We start from the raw sequence: 15,699 nt of genomic DNA, 5'->3' as shown, positions 1-15,699 counted from the left end.
GGCCCGCTGCACCCCCCGCTGTTTTTCCCACCGCTCGGTGCCCGGCCTTGTCCCTGGCTCACGGCCGCCTGGGCGCGCCGCGGCCCCCCCCCTGGGGGGGGGGCCCCTCGGCTGTAGTGCAGGCGCTGTCAGCAGTGCAGGATGCGATGGATGCGCTGGGCGATGCCATTGATGGTCGCGGCGGCCATGAGTTCCATCAGGGACAGCTCGCAGCTGAAGGTCTGCTGGAGGAGCACCTTCAGCTCAGCGCCCATCAGTGAGTCCAGGCCGAGTTCCGCAAGGTTCACGCTGGGATCAACGCGTTCGGGCGTGGTCTGCAGGATGTGGGCGGTCGCTTCGACAAGAGTCTGGGTGATCAGTTCCAGGCGGGCTTGGTCGCTGGCGGCTGCCTTCAGCCGCTGTCGCAGATCCTGGGCGTGTGCGCGCTGGGCCCGGCTGCCGCCGTGACCCAGTTGCGCGGTGAAACGGGGCACGGTCAGGGCGGCTAGCAGGTGAGTGAGCCTGTCCCAGTCCATGACGCCGACGGCCGTCTGGACTGTGGAGCGGGCCAGGTGCCGGTCGAATGCTGCCAGGGCGGTGGCGGGGGTGATCGATCCGATGCCGGAGCGCTGGATGGTATCGGTCATCCGGGTGCGGGCGACGTATCCGGTCTCGGAGATGCCGCCCCAGGCCAGAGCGAGGCCCGGTCGGCTTTGCTCACGACGGGTCCGCATCAGCGCCTCCATGTAGAGGTTGGCCGCCGCGTACGGGGCTTGGTGCTGGTTGCCGACCAGGGCGGCGACGGAGGAGTACACGATGAAGAAGTCCAGAGCCCGGTCGCGGGTCAGGGCGTCGAGGATCTCGGCGCCGCGTACCTTCGGCGCCAGGACGGCTGCGAATCGCTCGCCGGTCAGGTCGGTCAGGGGTGCGTCGTCCAGATGCATGGCCGCGTGCACGATCCCTCGTACCGGGCGACCTCGCTGGTCGGCTTCGGTGAAGATCTCGTCAACGGCTTCGGGGCTGGTGATATCGGTTGCATGTGCCTGGACGGTCACACCCGCACGATGGAGGTCGGCGAGCAGCGCTCCGGCTTCGGGAGCATCTGCACCGCGGCGGGAGACCAGAGCGAGGTAGCGGGCGCCCCTTGCGGCGAGGTGGCGGGCGGTTGCCGCGCCGAGACCGCTGAGGCCGCCGGTGATCAGGTAGGTGGCATTGGGGTCGAGGGGCACCGCCGAGGGCGGTTCTTCGATGGCAGCCGGGAGGCTGTCAGGGAAGGAGACGACGACCTTTCCCAGATGGCGTGAGTGGCGCAGCGTGCTGAGGGCGTCGTCGATGCGCGGCGCGGGATAGGACTGGTAGGGCAGGGGGCGGTAGGTGCCGTCGCAGACGCGGTCGGTGACCGTGCAGAAGGCGGTGGCCGCCTGATCTGGGGCGTCGGCGATCAGCCGGGTGATGTCGACGCCGAAGTAGGCCAGGTTGTCGCGGAAGGGACGCAGGAGCAGCGGCGCGTTGGCGTAGATGTCGCGCTTGCCGAGTTCGATGAACCGGCCGCCGGGCTTCAGGCATTCCAGGCTGCGGGCGATGGCTTCGCCGGCCAAGGAGTTCAGAACGACGTCGACGCCGAGACCGTCGGTCGCTTCGCGCACGTGGTCGGTGAAGGAGAGGTCGCGGGAGCTGAAGACTGCACGGGCTCCCAGGGTGCGCAGCAGGTCGCGTTTGGCCGGGGTACCGGCGGTGGCGATCACGTTGGCGCCCACGCTGCGGGCGTAGTTCAGTGCGGCAAGTCCGATGCCGCCAGCCCCGCCGTGCACCAGCACGGTCTCCCCAGCCCGTAGACGGGCGAGGGTCTCCAGACTGTGCTGGACGGTGAGATAGACGGCAGGCACAGTCGCCGCCTGCTCGAAGGTCATGTGGTCGGGAATGCGGCCTGCCTGTTCGGCGCGGACGCGCACGTGGGAGGCGAAGGCACCGTGGGCGAAGGCGAACACCCGGTCGCCTGCGCGCAGGTCCGTGACGCCGGATCCGACAGCGGTGACGACGCCGGCGCACTCCAGGCCGAGCAGTGGCCCGGTGGGGGTGGCTGGTTCGGCGCCGGGCGGCAGCATGCCCTCGGCCAGCATGACGTCGCGGTAGTTCAGCGCGGCGGCCTTGACCTGAACGAGTACCTCTCCGTCGCCGGGCAGCTCGGGCTCGTACGGCTCCCACGTCAGCCTGCGGCCTCGGCCGGGCCTGCTCAGCCGGAGCCGGTAGGTGTCGTGCCCACGGGCCCGGCGTGTGGGGACGGGGAGCGAGCGAAGGCGAGAGACGAAGCGCCCGTGGCCCCCCAGCACGACTTCGTCTTCTTCCTCTGGCTCACTCAGTTCGATGAGAAGCCGGGCCGCGTCCGCGGCGGGATTGCCGGAGGGGGTGAGGCTGACGCGATGAACGGTCAGCATGGGGTGTTCATTCGCCAGAACACGACCGACACCCCACACGCCGGCGGCCCACGGCTTGCCGGCGCTGTCCGCAGGGGCCGGGTGCAGGCCCGTCGGCGGGGTGACCAGCCACAGGTGCGGCTCGGCATGGCCAGTTGAGGTGGCGATGGCCGCAGCGGCCTTCAGCATGCCCGCGGCGCGTGTGACGTGGTCGGTGGCTGAGCGGGCGGGGTCATGGCCGAACAGCATCACGATGCGTCCCGCCGTCTGGTCCGCGAGCACCTCGGCCCAGGTGTCCGCAGAGTCGGGGAAGGCAGCGGTCTGGGCCGGCGCTCCAGTGGCTGCGAGGGCCGTGGCCAGCGCGGAGCCCAGTACCTGGCTTGCGGGGTCGGTGACGATCAGCCATGGGTCCGTAACCTGGGAAGCCGCCGCCGTGCCGGCCGGGGACACACAGCTCGTACCTGCGCTTAGTGCCGTCCCGCGGCGAGCGATCAGCACGCTGTAGTCGGCGGCGGTTTCCGCCTCTGCGCTCCCGATGCCGGTCACGGCCTCGAAGCCGCAGTCGGTCAGCAGCGGCGCCCATGCTGCGCGGGGCAACAGCGGGCTCGTACGCAGGTCGTTGTCGGTGAAGGACCAGTACTCAGGCAGCAGACCGAAGCAGGGGCCGAGGATCTCCTCGTCGTGGCTTTCCACCGTCAGCAGCTGGCCGCCGGGGCTCAGCAGTCGGGCCAGGCGCGTACAGGCTGTGCGGAGGTCGGCGGTGGCGTGCAGGACGTTGGCGGCCACGATCACATCGAAGGACTCTGTGGCGAAGCCCTGCTCCGTCGGCTCGCTGTTGAGGTCGAGGGTGCGGTAGTCGAGGAAGTCGTACTCGGCGAACCGGGTCTTGGCCCGGGGGAAGAAGGCAGGGCTGACGTCGGTGAAGGTGTAGCGGGTCAGGTGGGGCGGCAGCACGGGGAGCAGAGCGGCGGTCAGGCCGCCGGTGCCCCCGCCGACCTCGAGGATCCGCAGCGGCCGGTCGGCCGGCCAGTCCCGCAGCGCCTCCTCCAGCATGAGGCGGGCGAAGTGGCTGTGGGCGCGCATCTGCGGGGTGTCGGCGTAGAAGGCTTCCACGAGGTGCCGGTCGGCCTCGTTGAACAGCACCTCGCGGGCGTCGACGCGGCCGGTGAGGATGTCGGTCAGGTGGGTGCCGCAGCGGGTGTAGAGGGCGATTGCGGTGATCCACTGGGGGAACCGGTCGGCGCACTGCCGCATGTGTGCTTCCGGGGCGGTTTCGGCGCCGGTGAACTGCCAGTGCTCCTGGTCGGTTGCAGTCGCGGGCGCGTGCTGTAGCAGTCCGGCTCGGGTCGCAAGACCGGCCAGCAGCCGCGCGTAGGGAGCGTAGTGCGGTTGCAGGCCCGCCTTCAGCAGATCCGACAGCTGGAAGTGGTCCGTGTCGGGCAGCAGAGTGGCGAAGGCGGCGGCTGCGTAGTGACCGGCCGTGGTCTTCACCATGGGTGCAAAGCCGGGGTAGTTGTCCGCCTGCTCCTGTTCGAAGGCGGCTCGGGCGACGGCGGTGGCGGCCACGGTCTGCGCCGGGTCGGGCAACGGAGTGGGAGCCGTGTCCGCAGGTTCGCCGGCGCGCGGTGCGTAGCGCACTACGGTGGCCAGCTCTTGCAGCTGATCTCGGGCCGTGAGGGCATGCAGGCGGCAGCCGGAGAGCTGGACGGCGACCGTGCCGTCGTCCTCGGTGACAGTGACGTCGACGACGGCATCCGAGTTGGTGAGATCACGCAGAGTCACGTGGATCAGTCCACGGGCCGACGGTTGCCGCCATACGCGAGCGGTCTCGATCGCGGTGGGCAGGAACGTCCGGCCGCTGGCCGTCCGGGCGAGCAGCGGCGCGGCTGCCTGAAGCGCGCCGTCGCAGATCACCGGGTGAGCTTCGAAGTCGGTGGCGCCAACGGTGGTTGGCGCGGGCAGCTCGTAGGTGGCGGTGACCGCAGTCTCAGTGATGGTCAGGCCGGTCAGGACCTGGAAGGCGGGACCGTACGCCAGGCCCGCCCGGGCGGCATGCGCGTAGTGCAGTGCGGCCTCCACCGCCGTACCGCCGGTGGGACCGTCGGCCAGGGGAGCCGGTGCGGGCGCGGTGAGGCGGCGCACGCGGCCGCGGGCGTGGGGTGTCCAGCCGGTGGTGGCGTCGCTGCGGGAGGCGATCAGGACGATGCCGTCCTCCACCGATAGCGAGGTCTGCAGGGCGAGGGGCGTCGGGTCGTCGGCGCGGGGCAGCGTCAGTGGCCTGAGGATGTCGAGGTCGGTGACCTCACACCGCGTGCCCAGTCCCGCGCATCCGGCGGCCAAGGCCGCCTCCAGATAGGCGGTGGCGGGCATGACGATGCTCGCGTCGACCTGGTGGTCGACCAGCCAGGGCAGGCGGGTGCCGCTGAGCTGCTGGTGCCAGGCCGGTTCGGCCACGGCCGCCCGCCGGCCCAGCAAGGGATGGACGAGGGCCTTGTCCTGCGGGACGGTCACCCACCAGTCGGGGGACCCGCTCCAGTGCCGCTCGCGCTGCCACGGATACCCGGGCAGGGACACCACCGCGCCGGGGACTGGGAAACACTGTGTACCGGGACGGGCTCCGGCGGCGATGACCGCGGCGGCGGTACGGCGCACCGCGTCCGGGCCGCGGGTGTCACGGCGCAACGTCGCGTGCGTGCCGGCCCCGGCCGGCAGCAGCCGCTTCAGATAGGTGGCCAGAACCGGATGGGGACCGATCTCGACGAAGTGCGTGCAACCCTCGTCGGCCAGGGCCCGAACGGCGTCGGCGAACAGAACGGGTCGGCGCACATTGCCCCACCAATACTCCGCATCGAGCCGGTGCCCCGCCAGAAGAGCCCCGGTGACGGTGGAGGCGAACAGGAGACGGCCCTTGCGCGGGCGCAGCGCGCCCAGTGGTTCGGTGACCTCCTCACGCGCAGGGTCCATGTGCCGCGAGTGGAAGGCGTAGTCGAGATCCAGAACGCGGAAGAACACTCCCCGTGCTGCCAACTGCTCGCCCAGCTCCGCCAACGCGCCGGCATCACCAGCCATGGTGACGTCGGTGGCGCTGTTGATGCCGGCGACTTCCAGGCGCCCTTGGAAGGCCACGCACTCTTTCGCGGCCTCCTGTGCGCCCAGGCCGACGGCGGCCATCCGGCCGCTGCCGGCCGTCATGGCCTGTGCCCGGCTGCGTACGGCGACGACACGACACGCCTGCTCCAGATCGAGGCAGCCAGCGATGTGCGCGGCGGCGATCTCCCCGACGCTGTGACCGGCGACCGCGTCCGGCTCGATGCCGTACGCCTCCAGCAGTCGGACCAGCCCGACCTGCACGGCGAACAGCAGCGGCTGGGCGACCTCCGTGCGTTCCAGACCCGGTGATCCGGCGGCGAGCTTCTCATGCACCGACCAGCTGAGGTGCGGACGCAGGCAGGAGTCGATGTCGTCGACGGCAGCAGCGAAGACCGGCTCGCTGAGCAGGTCGGCACCCATGCCAGCCCACTGTGAGCCGTTGCCGTCAAAGATGAACGCCACCCTGCCCGACGCCTCTCGGACCGCGGTGGAGGCCGTCTCCGGCTGCTCACCACCGGCCAGGCGCAGCAATGCATCGGCCGCCTGCACCGTGTCCTCGGCCAGGACACATGCAGCGTTCTCGTGGCGGGTCCGACGCTGGGTCGCAGTGTAGGCCACGTCGTAGAGGTCATCGTGGGTGAACTGAAGGTACTCTGCCATCCGCTGGCATGCATGGGCCAGTGCTGCCGGCGTCCGGGCAGAGACCACCACCGGGACGGCGACCGCCCGTGGCCGTCTCGGCCCGGCTCCGTCAGTGGAGGAAGGAACGGGAGGGTCAGCCAGGACGAGGTGGGCGTTGGCACCCCCAAAGCCGAAGGAGTTCACCCCCGCCACGGCAGGACCGGAGGCGTCGAGCGGCTCCAGGCGGGTGACGGGACGGACGTTCAACTCGTCGAAGTCGATGGCGGGATTGAGCTGCTCGGCATGCAGGGTCGCCGGAATCTGCCGATGCTTTAGCACCAGCAGCGCTTTGAACAGGCCCGCCATACCGGCGGCGGCCTCCATATGACCGAGGTTGCTCTTGACCGACCCGATCGGCAGCGGGCTCCGGCTGCGGTCCATCCCCAGCGCCCGGCCGATCGCTTCGGCCTCCAGCGGATCTCCGGCCGGGGTGCCCGTGCCATGTGCCTCCAGGTAGGCGATGTCATCGGGCACCAGCCCCGCCCGCTCATACACCTCCCGCAACAGCGCCTCCTGCGCGATGCTGCTGGGCAACGCCAGGCCGGGCGTGCGTCCGTCGTTGTTGGCGCCGCTGGAGAGGATCACCGCGTGGACACGATCACCGTCGACGCGGGCGTCGGCCAGCCGCTTGAGCAGCACCAGCCCGCCGCCCTCCGCGCGCGTGAAGCCGTCCGCCTGAGCGGAGAAGGGCCGGCACCGGCCGGTCGGCGACAGCATGGAAGCGCTGGAGAAACCAGCGAAGATATGAGGGTTGAGCAGAACGTTGATGCCCCCGGCCACCGCCAGACGCGTGCGGCCCGACCGCAGGTGCTCGCACGCCTGGTGCACGGCCGTCAACGCCGATGAGCAGGCCGTGTCGACCGCGACGCTCTGCCCGTGCCAGTCGAAGTAGTGCGACAGCCGGTTGGCGACGATCGCGCCCGCCGTACCGGACATGGTGTAGGCATTGCCCGACTGCGGCGACAGTGACTGCAGTTCACCGTAGTCGCGGCTGGAGCAGCCAATGAAGACCGCCGTGTCCGAGCCCTCCAGCCCCGTCGGGTCGGTGCCGGCGTCGTCCAGTGCCTCCACCGCCATCTCCAGCAGCAGCCGCTGCTGGGGGTCCATCTGGGCTGCCTCCCTGGGGGAGATCCCGTTGAAGAAGGAGGCGTCGAAGCCGGAGACGTCCGGCAGGAATCCGCCGGCCGCGGTGTATGACTTGCCAGGACGGCGCCGTACGGAGTCGACGAAGTCCGCTGCAGGGAACCTGTCGGCCGGCACCTCGCCCACCATGTCGGCGCCTGCCGCAAGTACGGCCCACAGGTCATCCAGATGGTTGATGCCCCCCGGCAGGCGGCAGGCGGTGCCCACCACGGCAATGGCGTCATCAGGCAGCAGTGACACACGCAGAGACAACGAGCGCTCCAACGAAGAGGGGATGAGACGACAGTGCGCCAAGACGCGCGGGCGACGGAATCAGCGCCGGGCAGGTGCGGGCCTGGCCGGGCTCAGCAGACGGGCGCCGGGGGGTCGGCAGATGCTGGGCAGGCAAGGCCCAAGGCCTGTTGGAGGAACCGCCGGTCGACAGGAGCAGGCTCGGGCAAGCCAGGGGTGGCGGCCAAGGTGCGGGTACGGTCGAACCGGTGCTGTAGTCGGCAGTAACTGAGGAAGCCGGTCAGATGGGCGGCGATGAACTCCTCGGCCGGCGTTGCGTCGTAGAAGTCTTCGACGCATTGCAGGTGCAGGCCGCTGTAGTGCTGCTCGAACACTCGGATCAACTCCCCAAGCGATGTGGGGGAGTGATGCACGATGTGGTAAGTATGCGCGACCGCGCCGTCATGGACGGTGTCATGCCCAATACGGATCATGGCGTCTGTGGCGTAGTCGCTGGGCACGATGTTGAACGTGGCCGCAGCCGACGCCCTCAGCCGCAACCGCAACCGCGCGCCCCCTTCGAGGTCGGCAGCGGCCGGGATGCCGGGCGCGCCGCCGCTCGCCACCGTCTCGATCATCCGTCCCAGCATGGCCAGAGGGTGGTCCGCGGCGGTCTCAGGCAGTGAACGGTCACTGGCTACGACGCCGGGCCGCAGCACCACCACCGGCCGCCCGTGGCGGCTCGCCCAGTCGCGGACCAGCCGCTCCGCTTCGTACTTGGAGGCGTCGTAGTGGGTGACGAAGCCGTGAAAGTCCGACAGATCGTCCTCCATCACCAGCCCCGCTGGCCGGTTGCCGGCCACCGCCATGGTGCTGACATGGATCAATCTGCATGCCGGCCTTGTGTGCTCGGCGAAGGCCAATACCTGGGCCGTGCCGTGAGTGTTCACCCGATAGAGGCGGCCACGCTCTCCCCCCAACGCGATGTCGCCCGCGCAATGCCACACGGCATCGACCTCGGCTGCCAAACGTGCGTGCAAGCCAGGGGCGAGACCCAGCCACGGCAGCGTCACGTCACCACTGACGCACTGCAGCCGCCGCAGAGCATCGGCATCGACGCCACCGTGCAGGGTGACCGCGTCCACGACACGCCGTCGCAGAGAGGCAAGGTCACCACGCCCCAAAGCGATCACACGCCGGGCACGGCTTGTCAGCAGTGCATGGGCGAGACGCGAGCCCACGAAGCCGGTGGCACCCGTAATCAGAACGGTCACGAGCCCAGCATGGACGAAGAAACACAAAACCTCAAAACACAGAGTAGTCGATTGAACACAAGAAGCGAGCGCCTGTTCTAACGGCGAAGGCGGCATTGGATCGGCTCAGCGGGATGCGAATCGGGCGTGAGTGGTCGGAGTACAGGAAACTCTGGCGAGAACGATCATGGTCCGGTCGATGCGAGCGCGCTGACCCGGTTCCCGTACTCGCGGCGGGCCTTGCACTGGGCCGGGATCGCCAAGGGAACTTCGTGCCCTCCTCGGGCTGGCGGCACTGAATGATCGTCATTGACCTCCCGCGTTGGAGCGGCCCTCGCCCACGAACCTGGAGCCTTGATGACGCCCCCAGCCCGCCGTGGCGATTTCGGCATCCCGGTTCTGCGGCGTATCCATCCCGAGGCCGACCGCATCGGCGCGAGTCTGGGCGCGTGGGCGGCCGGTATAGGGCTGACCGACGGCCCAGGCGAGGAGAGCCGCCTGCGCTCGGCAGGGCTCCACCTGATCGCCTCCCGGATCCTGCCCGACCACCGGTGGAGGCGGTGGAGCTGTTCGCCCAGTGGGTGGTCCTACTGTTCCACCTCGACGACCAGCAGGACGAGGGCCCCATGGGCCGGTCTCCCGATCAGGTGCGCGCCGTCTACCAGGCACTGACGTGCGTCATCGACGATGATCCCACCACCCTGTCTGCTGCGGCCGTGGCCGCCCTGACCGATCTGTGGCCCCGTGCCGCCGCCGGACTGTCCGACGCCTGGCGCGGGCGGTTCCGTGCCCACCTGCTGCGCCACCGTGACGCGTTCCTGGCCCAGAGCGCCCACCGCGACCGGGCAACGGTTCCAACGCCTCAGGAGTACCCGGCGCTGCGCCGGGACGCCAACGGCATGTTCATGTTCGACCTCGTCGAAGCCGCTCTGCGCGCCGAGGTGCCGGCCGCCCTCGCGGACGGCGCGCTGTGGCAGGAGATGTACGCGGCGTCCAACGACCTGACCGCCTGGTGCAACGACGTTCTGTCGCTCAACCGCGAGGTGGCGGCAGGCGAGGTCACCAACTACGTCATCGTCCTGGAGCGCGCCACCGGCTGCGGCACGACCGCGGCCCTGGACCGGGTCCTCGGCCGCATCCGGGACCGCTACCTGCGGCTCACGAGCATCCGTACCGAACTCGACCGGCCTCTCGCGGCCCTGCCCTCGAAGAAGACCTGATTGCTGCCCGCACCAGCCTGCGCCGGAAGATCCGCACCGAGAACACGGCCCGCTGAACGACATACCACCCACGGCGGTCATGCCCATTCGACGCCCAGCTCCCGTAGTGCGTCGAGCTGTTCGGCGCTGAGTTTGTCTCGCCTCGATTTCGTGTTCGAGACCCATATGCCGAGTTTCACGATTACCGGCTCCGTCTCGCCGTCGACGGTGATCTCCTCCCCGTGAGCCCTCGGGACCGGCCGCTGGCCTTCCCGCTCCACCCACTGCGCCAGGGCCGTGAGGTCCCGCGGGAACGCCTGCTGAGCCATGTTCGGGCCCTTCGTTACTACGGCACCCTGGTCGACCCGGCCCGGGCAGCGAAGCCGAAGGACAAGCCGCGGGTCGAACGGCCGATGCCGTATGTCCGCGACTCGTTCTGGAGCGGGCGGGAGTTTACCTCCGTCGAGCAGATGCAGGCCGAGGCCCTGACGTGGTCGACCGGCACCGCGGGCCGCAGGTAGTGCCGCCCGCTGGGCGGCGCGAGTCCGCTGTCGGTGTTCGAGGCGGTGGAGGCCAAGGCCCTGCTGCCGTTGCCGGACAAGCCGTTCGTGCTGGCCCGCTGGTCCACCGCCGCCGTCGGCCTCGACATCCACATCAAGGTCAGCCGCACCCTCTACTCAGTGCCCTGGAAGCTGATCGGCCGCAAGGTCGACGTCCGCTCCACCGCCACCATGGTCCAGGTCTTCCACGAGGGCGAGCTGGTCAAGGCCCACGCCGCACTCGACCAGGGCAAACGCACCGACAGAGGCGACTACCCGCCGGAGAAGATCGCCTTCCAGATGAAGACACCGATCTGGTGCCGCAGCCAGTCCTCCGAGGTCGGCGACGCCTGCCGCGAGGTGATCGACCAACTGCTGGAGGTCAACGCGCTCTACCGGCTCCGCGCGGCCCAGGGAATCCTCGGGCTGCGGAAGAAGTACGGCGACCAGCGGCTGGAGGCCGCCTGCACCAAGGCCATCGCGGTCGGCGACCCTTCCCACCGCACCATCAAGGGCATCCTGATCGCCGGCACCGAGACCGATCCCGAGCCGGAGACCGGCGACGCCGGGGCCGCGGCCTTCCTCCACGGCCCCGAGGGCCTGTTCGCCGCGAGCATCCCCTCCCAGATCTCCGGCGAGCCCGAGGGCACCCCGGGCCACGCTGACGCCGACGACGCCGAGGAGGCCGCTCGATGAGCGCGATGGACACCGCCCTGCGCGAGTCGCTGAAGGCGCTTCGGCTGTCCGGGATGCTGGAGACCCTGGACGCGCGGCTGATCCAGGCCCATGGCGGTGAACTCGGCCACCTGGACTTCCTGCAGGTGCTCTGCCAGGACGAGATCACCCGCCGCGAGACCGTCGCCTTCCAACGGCGCCTGCAGAAGGCGAAGTTCGAGCAGCAGGTCACTCTGGAGGAGTTCGACTTCGCCGCTTCCCCGAAGCTGCCCGCGGCCCAGATCCGCGACCTGGCCGCCCTGCGCTGGCTCCATGCCGGCGAGTCGGTGATCTTGTTCGGACCCGTCGGCGTGGGCAAGACACACGTCGCCCAGGCCCTGGGTCACCTCGCCGTCCGACAGGGCGCGAACGTCCGGTTCACGAAGACCAGCCGGGTTCTGGCCGAGCTCGCCGACGGCCACGCGGACCGCACCTGGGACAAGCGGATGCGCGAGCTGATCCGACCCGACGTCCTCATCCTGGACGACTTCGCGATGCGGCAGCTGAGCGCGGCCCAGGCCGACGACCTCTACGAACTGGTCTCCGAGAGGCAGGGGCGCTCGCTGATCATCACCAGCAACCGGGCTCCCAGCGACTGGTATCCGCTCTTCCCCAACCCCGTCGTCGCCGAGTCGCTGCTGGACCGTCTGATCAACACCAGCCATCAGGTGATCATGAACGGCCCCAGCTACCGCCCGAACAAGCGCCCCAGGAATCCCACCGAGAAGGGCGGACCAGCTGCCTCATAGAACGGCGGACCACCAGAGCAGGCGGGGACGGCCTCCCGTAAACTCGACCGCATCGAGCACGTCCTGGAACACTTCCCCGACCGCACGTTCGCCTTCGACGAGCTACTTCACGCTTTGGAGTGGAGTTGACCCGAGATCAGGGGCATCGGCGTCCTTACCTGGCTGAGCCGGGTGGATCATGGGAATGGACCAGCCCTGCCCCCCTGTTGAAGGAAAAGCTATGCGCCTGCGCCGCGTGCTGCTCACCCTGGCCAGTGCTCTTACCTTGTCTCTCGCGGTGCCCACCTCGGCGTACGCGGAGGCCACAGGAAGTTTCTCGTACTACGAGGACTCCAGTGGCGTCGCGGTCCAGAAAGTGGTGGACGACCCGTCCTTGAACGAGTGCATCGACCTCTCTACCGATGGGGCGGTGTACGCATACGGCGTGCAGAACACCACCGACGCCTACGCCGACGTGTACGAGGACTCGGGATGCGAGGGCACTGAGACCACCCTCGCCCCCCTGAGTGATCAGCAGCCAGACTCGTTCCATGTCCGTTCCGTACGCTTCCGGTCTACCGCTTGAACGGTGCGTGCGCTGGTACACGAATCGGGCGCCCCACAGCTGACGATCCGGGACCGGACGACCAATCAGACAGTCCCTCGTGCTGTGACCAGGAACGTTCACCGGGTTGATAGGCGGCCACTAAAGCGGCGCGAGCACGGGTAGACGGCACAGGGAGCCTCCGATCTGTCAGGAGTGATTGTTTGGTGACGCTTAGTCATGGGAAGATCCACGCCGGTCGGCAGTGGGTCGGCCGATGAGGAGGTGTATCCATGGCGTTCGACAAGGACTCCCTGCCAGGTGATGACTTCATTGGCGAAGGAGTGACCGCTGTCGAGGGGCTGGAAACCAGGGCAGCAACCGAGGTTAAGTCTGCGGACGTTGCCACCGAGACCACGCCCGAGGCCAACTCCAAGGGACCGGCCCCATTCCAGGGCACGCCCGAGACGACCGAACCCACACTGATCCCGGCCGACCAGGTCAAGCCCGAGGAGATCGGAACCCTGTCGATCGAGTACCGCGATGGTCAGCCCGCAATCGTCGTCAGTGGTGGGAAATACATCCCAGCGGGGGTCAGGATCGTGAACTCTAGCGGGCGAACCGTGGCCTTCTACGGCCCGGTCGGAACCGCCCCCAGTGCTGCCGGTGTCGCCATGGGCGCCGTAACCGTCGCCAACTCTGCTGTCTACCTCGCGGAAACCTTCTTGACCTATTGACCGCTCGTGACGACTTCAGCGAGACGAGGGCCCTGCGAAGTGCACGCCTGCGACCGCTGGCCCAGAGTTAGGGCCCGTCAGCTGAACCCGCCGCCGACGCGGCTTCGGGAAGTGGTCTGCATGTCCAGCGGAGGTGTCTGGGGAGGCAGAACCGGACTCGTCGCATGACCGACAACCCGGCGAACGTATGCGGTCAGAGCACTAGCTGACAGCGATGTCGAAGGTGGAGACGCTGCCGTCCGCCTTCGTCAGGGTGACCGGCCCGAACGTGATGATCACGTATGAGGAGTTACCCCCTGGACCTCGGTAATACCCGGTCGCCCCGGTGATCCGGAACGCCAGGGCCGCAAGTGTCGAAGCAGTCTGCTCATCAGCGTCGATCTTGGGCTGGGCCAGCCCGGGATGTCCGTTGGCTTCCGCCCAATCGCAGAAGCTGCGGGAGTCGCGGCTCATGTCGGGGAGGAGGCTCTGGTTGGCCCAGGCCCACATCCATGAGCCGGCCCGCGGAGCGAAGCTGCCCAGGATCTGCGCGGGCGCAGTCGCGGTCTTGTCGGGGAAGGACCAGGTAATGGTGCCGGTCGTCTGGTCCAGATCCCAGCGGTCCGCCGAGCCCAAGCTCCAGGACATGTGAGCCCGACCCACTTGCTCGATCATGTCTTCACCCTGCAGCAGGAGTGCGCTCAGGTCAGCTTGCTCCCCAGCCTGACCTGCACTATCCGCCTTGATCGCCCGATTGAACATTCCCATGCTGCGGAGTCTGCCAGACGCCTCCGACCGTCCGACGATGACCCCGCACGACTGTCGCTTCAGCAGCGACAGGGTGGGGAATTACATGACCAACCGGGCTGGGGAATTACTTGATCGTCCACAGCTGTCGTAGGGACGGGGAATTTGTTGGTCAGCCAGGGTTCGGCAGGAGGGCGAGCCGTTCGAGAGCGGTGGTGATGTGGCTGGTCCAGGGCCAGTGCCGGGCCAGGCGGAGGATCCGCCTACGCCCGGTGGTCACGAGTTGTCCGGCCGTGGGGAAAAGGCAGAGCCGCAGTCGGCGGGGCTCCCAGAGCCTGGCCTTGCCGGTCAGTGCGAGCATCGGCATCCAGGCCAACAGGTCCAGCGCGATCTGCGTGATCTCCAGCCAGATCTGGTTCTGGGCCGTGCGACGCAGAGGGAGATTCCGCAGGCCGGCGGCCCGGATGCGGACCTCGGCCCGGGCCCGCAGCCGGTGGCGGAGCTCAAGCTCAGCGATCGGCCGACCGTCGGTGTTGGTGGCGAAAAAGGGCAGCCGCATGCCATCCGCGTCCGTGAGCCTCAACTGAGCCCCAGGATGCGGTCGTTCTGGCTTCGTCCATCCCAAGGGACAGCGTTTCTCGACGAGTTTCGGCGGCAGTTGTTGATCAACACTGCTTGAGATTTTCACGAGAAATGACAGCGGTGCCGTGACCGGGCACGGCCCGATGCCTGTGCTCAGCTGCAGTCGGCGGCCGATGGGGCCTCGCGGGTCATAGGCAGGGTTGGCAGCCTCCCTCGCCAGAGGTAACGCTCGCCTGTGATCTCAAAGCCGTGGCGCTGGTAGAACCGGATCGCACGTTCGTTGTAGTCGGCGACCCCCAGGCGGATACGTGCAGGTCCTGCCCAGGTGAGGAACTCGGTCATCATGCGGCCACCGAGGCCGTGCCCCTGGGCGTGGTCCAGCAAATACATTGGTCCGAGAGTGACCGATTCCGATTCGTCCTGGTGGCCGCAGAGGTAGCCGACGATCTCCGTCTTGGACCGGACGACACGGCAGAAGTGCGGGGCAGAGTGCTGGTTTGCCACCTCGATGAATTCCCGCCACTGCGTGATGCCTTCCGCCGTGGCGGACGAACCGCGGTGCTCACGGATCCAGGACTCATCGATCCCTGCATCTGCGTTGGGGTAGTTCTGCAGCCAGTTCCGCAGGTGCAAGGGCCCCAACGTCGCGGCGTCGTCAGGATGAGCGGCAGTGATCACATAGGTCATGCCAGACAGTACTGGTGCCCTGACGTCACCATGCAACTGCCCCCCGGGGAGGTTCACCCGGCTTTGGTGGGTTCTTCCGCTCGGGCTCGTGTGGAGGCGAGGCGGCAGGAGTCGGTGCCGGTCTCGATGATGGTGCCGTTGAAGGTGAGCCGGTCGACGATGGCCGCGCAGAGGCGGGGGTCGGTGAAGGTCTTGGTCCAGCCCCCGAAGGACTCGTTGGAGGCGAGGGCGACGCTGTTCTTCTCCGCGCGTTCGGTCAGAACCTGGAAGAGGAGTTCGGCGCCGTGGCGGTCGAGTTCCATATAGCCGAGTTCGTCGATGCAGAGCAGGTCGACGCGGCCGTAGCGGGCGATCGTCTTGTTCAGCTGCTTCTCGTCCGCGGCCTCGACCAGCTCGTTCACGAGCTTCGTGGCGAGCGTGTAGCGGACGCGGTAGCCCTTCATCGCGGCCTCGGTGCCGAGGGCGATCAGCAT

11 protein-coding genes and 2 pseudogenes are annotated in these 15,699 nt (G+C 68.5%); 6 read left to right on the top strand and 7 right to left on the bottom strand.

Translation table 11 applies throughout. The features are described from left to right. Positions 1-128: 128 nt before the first annotated feature. Positions 129-7,547 (bottom strand): SDR family NAD(P)-dependent oxidoreductase, encoded by a 7,419-nt coding sequence (locus ACFVIU_RS37565; protein ID WP_385848174.1) that lies wholly within the window; start codon positions 7,545-7,547, stop codon positions 129-131. A 104-nt stretch (positions 7,548-7,651) separates the two neighbouring features. After that, complete coding sequence (locus ACFVIU_RS37560) at positions 7,652-8,791, bottom strand: SDR family oxidoreductase (RefSeq protein ID WP_385848172.1); 1,140 nt, start codon at positions 8,789-8,791, stop codon at positions 7,652-7,654. A 539-nt stretch (positions 8,792-9,330) separates the two neighbouring features. Here ACFVIU_RS37560 and ACFVIU_RS37555 point away from each other — a divergent pair. Continuing rightward, a complete protein-coding gene (locus tag ACFVIU_RS37555) occupies positions 9,331-9,990 on the top strand; it encodes a terpene synthase family protein (protein ID WP_385848170.1) in 660 nt (219 codons plus the stop codon). A gap of 77 nt (positions 9,991-10,067) precedes the next feature. Here ACFVIU_RS37555 and ACFVIU_RS37550 read toward each other — a convergent pair. Beyond that, positions 10,068-10,313 (bottom strand): annotated as a pseudogene (locus tag ACFVIU_RS37550) (helicase associated domain-containing protein); the annotation flags it as partial. Here ACFVIU_RS37550 and ACFVIU_RS37545 point away from each other — a divergent pair. The 5 genes from ACFVIU_RS37545 to ACFVIU_RS37525 all read left to right on the top strand — a co-directional run bounded on the left by ACFVIU_RS37545 (position 10,212) and on the right by ACFVIU_RS37525 (position 13,231). Then, positions 10,212-10,490, top strand: a complete 279-nt coding sequence (locus tag ACFVIU_RS37545) for a hypothetical protein (RefSeq protein WP_385848203.1) — start codon at positions 10,212-10,214, stop codon at positions 10,488-10,490. The pseudogene ACFVIU_RS37550 and the gene ACFVIU_RS37545 sit on opposite strands and share 102 nt — an antisense overlap. A 33-nt stretch (positions 10,491-10,523) precedes the next feature. Continuing rightward, positions 10,524-11,204 (top strand): hypothetical protein, encoded by a 681-nt coding sequence (locus ACFVIU_RS37540; protein ID WP_385848169.1) that lies wholly within the window; start codon positions 10,524-10,526, stop codon positions 11,202-11,204. Beyond that, positions 11,201-11,971, top strand: a complete 771-nt coding sequence (gene istB, locus ACFVIU_RS37535) for an IS21-like element helper ATPase IstB (RefSeq protein ID WP_385848168.1) — start codon at positions 11,201-11,203, stop codon at positions 11,969-11,971. The genes ACFVIU_RS37540 and istB overlap by 4 nt, the downstream gene beginning before the upstream one ends. A 220-nt stretch (positions 11,972-12,191) precedes the next feature. Further along, complete coding sequence (locus tag ACFVIU_RS37530; protein ID WP_385848166.1) at positions 12,192-12,536, top strand: hypothetical protein; 345 nt, start codon at positions 12,192-12,194, stop codon at positions 12,534-12,536. 251 nt (positions 12,537-12,787) lie between these two features. Further along, positions 12,788-13,231: a hypothetical protein gene (locus tag ACFVIU_RS37525; RefSeq protein ID WP_385848165.1), complete on the top strand. Its 444-nt coding sequence runs from the start codon at positions 12,788-12,790 to the stop codon at positions 13,229-13,231. A 201-nt stretch (positions 13,232-13,432) separates the two neighbouring features. Here the strand turns inward: ACFVIU_RS37525 and ACFVIU_RS37520 are convergent, their stop codons facing one another. From ACFVIU_RS37520 to ACFVIU_RS37505, 4 genes and pseudogenes are all read right to left on the bottom strand, one after another. Further along, positions 13,433-13,978 carry a DUF6882 domain-containing protein gene (locus ACFVIU_RS37520; protein ID WP_385848164.1) on the bottom strand — a complete coding sequence of 182 codons (546 nt, stop codon included), beginning with the start codon at positions 13,976-13,978 and terminating at the stop codon, positions 13,433-13,435. A 151-nt stretch (positions 13,979-14,129) separates the two neighbouring features. Continuing rightward, positions 14,130-14,567 (bottom strand): annotated as a pseudogene (locus ACFVIU_RS37515) (transposase); the annotation flags it as partial. Positions 14,568-14,692: 125 nt separating this feature from the next. Next, complete coding sequence (locus ACFVIU_RS37510) at positions 14,693-15,226, bottom strand: GNAT family N-acetyltransferase (RefSeq protein WP_385848162.1); 534 nt, start codon at positions 15,224-15,226, stop codon at positions 14,693-14,695. A 53-nt stretch (positions 15,227-15,279) separates the two neighbouring features. After that, positions 15,280-15,699 (bottom strand): ATP-binding protein (locus ACFVIU_RS37505; protein WP_385848161.1); only part of this gene is annotated, 420 nt, incomplete at its 5' end.

Source organism: Streptomyces sp. NPDC127190 (genome assembly GCF_042672505.1).
Lineage (GTDB): Bacteria > Actinomycetota > Actinomycetes > Streptomycetales > Streptomycetaceae > Streptomyces.
The sequence above is the reverse complement of the archived record's forward strand: the minus strand, read 5'-3'. Positions and strand labels throughout refer to the sequence as shown.

Coding starts and splice junctions, on each gene's coding strand:
- istB (WP_385848168.1), top strand. CDS start 11,201: ATGAGCGCGATGGACACCGCCCTGCGCGAGTCGCTGAAGGCGCTTCGG.
- ACFVIU_RS37530 (WP_385848166.1), top strand. CDS start 12,192: ATGCGCCTGCGCCGCGTGCTGCTCACCCTGGCCAGTGCTCTTACCTTG.
- ACFVIU_RS37525 (WP_385848165.1), top strand. CDS start 12,788: ATGGCGTTCGACAAGGACTCCCTGCCAGGTGATGACTTCATTGGCGAA.
- ACFVIU_RS37520 (WP_385848164.1), bottom strand. CDS start 13,978: ATGGGAATGTTCAATCGGGCGATCAAGGCGGATAGTGCAGGTCAGGCT.
- ACFVIU_RS37510 (WP_385848162.1), bottom strand. CDS start 15,226: ATGACCTATGTGATCACTGCCGCTCATCCTGACGACGCCGCGACGTTG.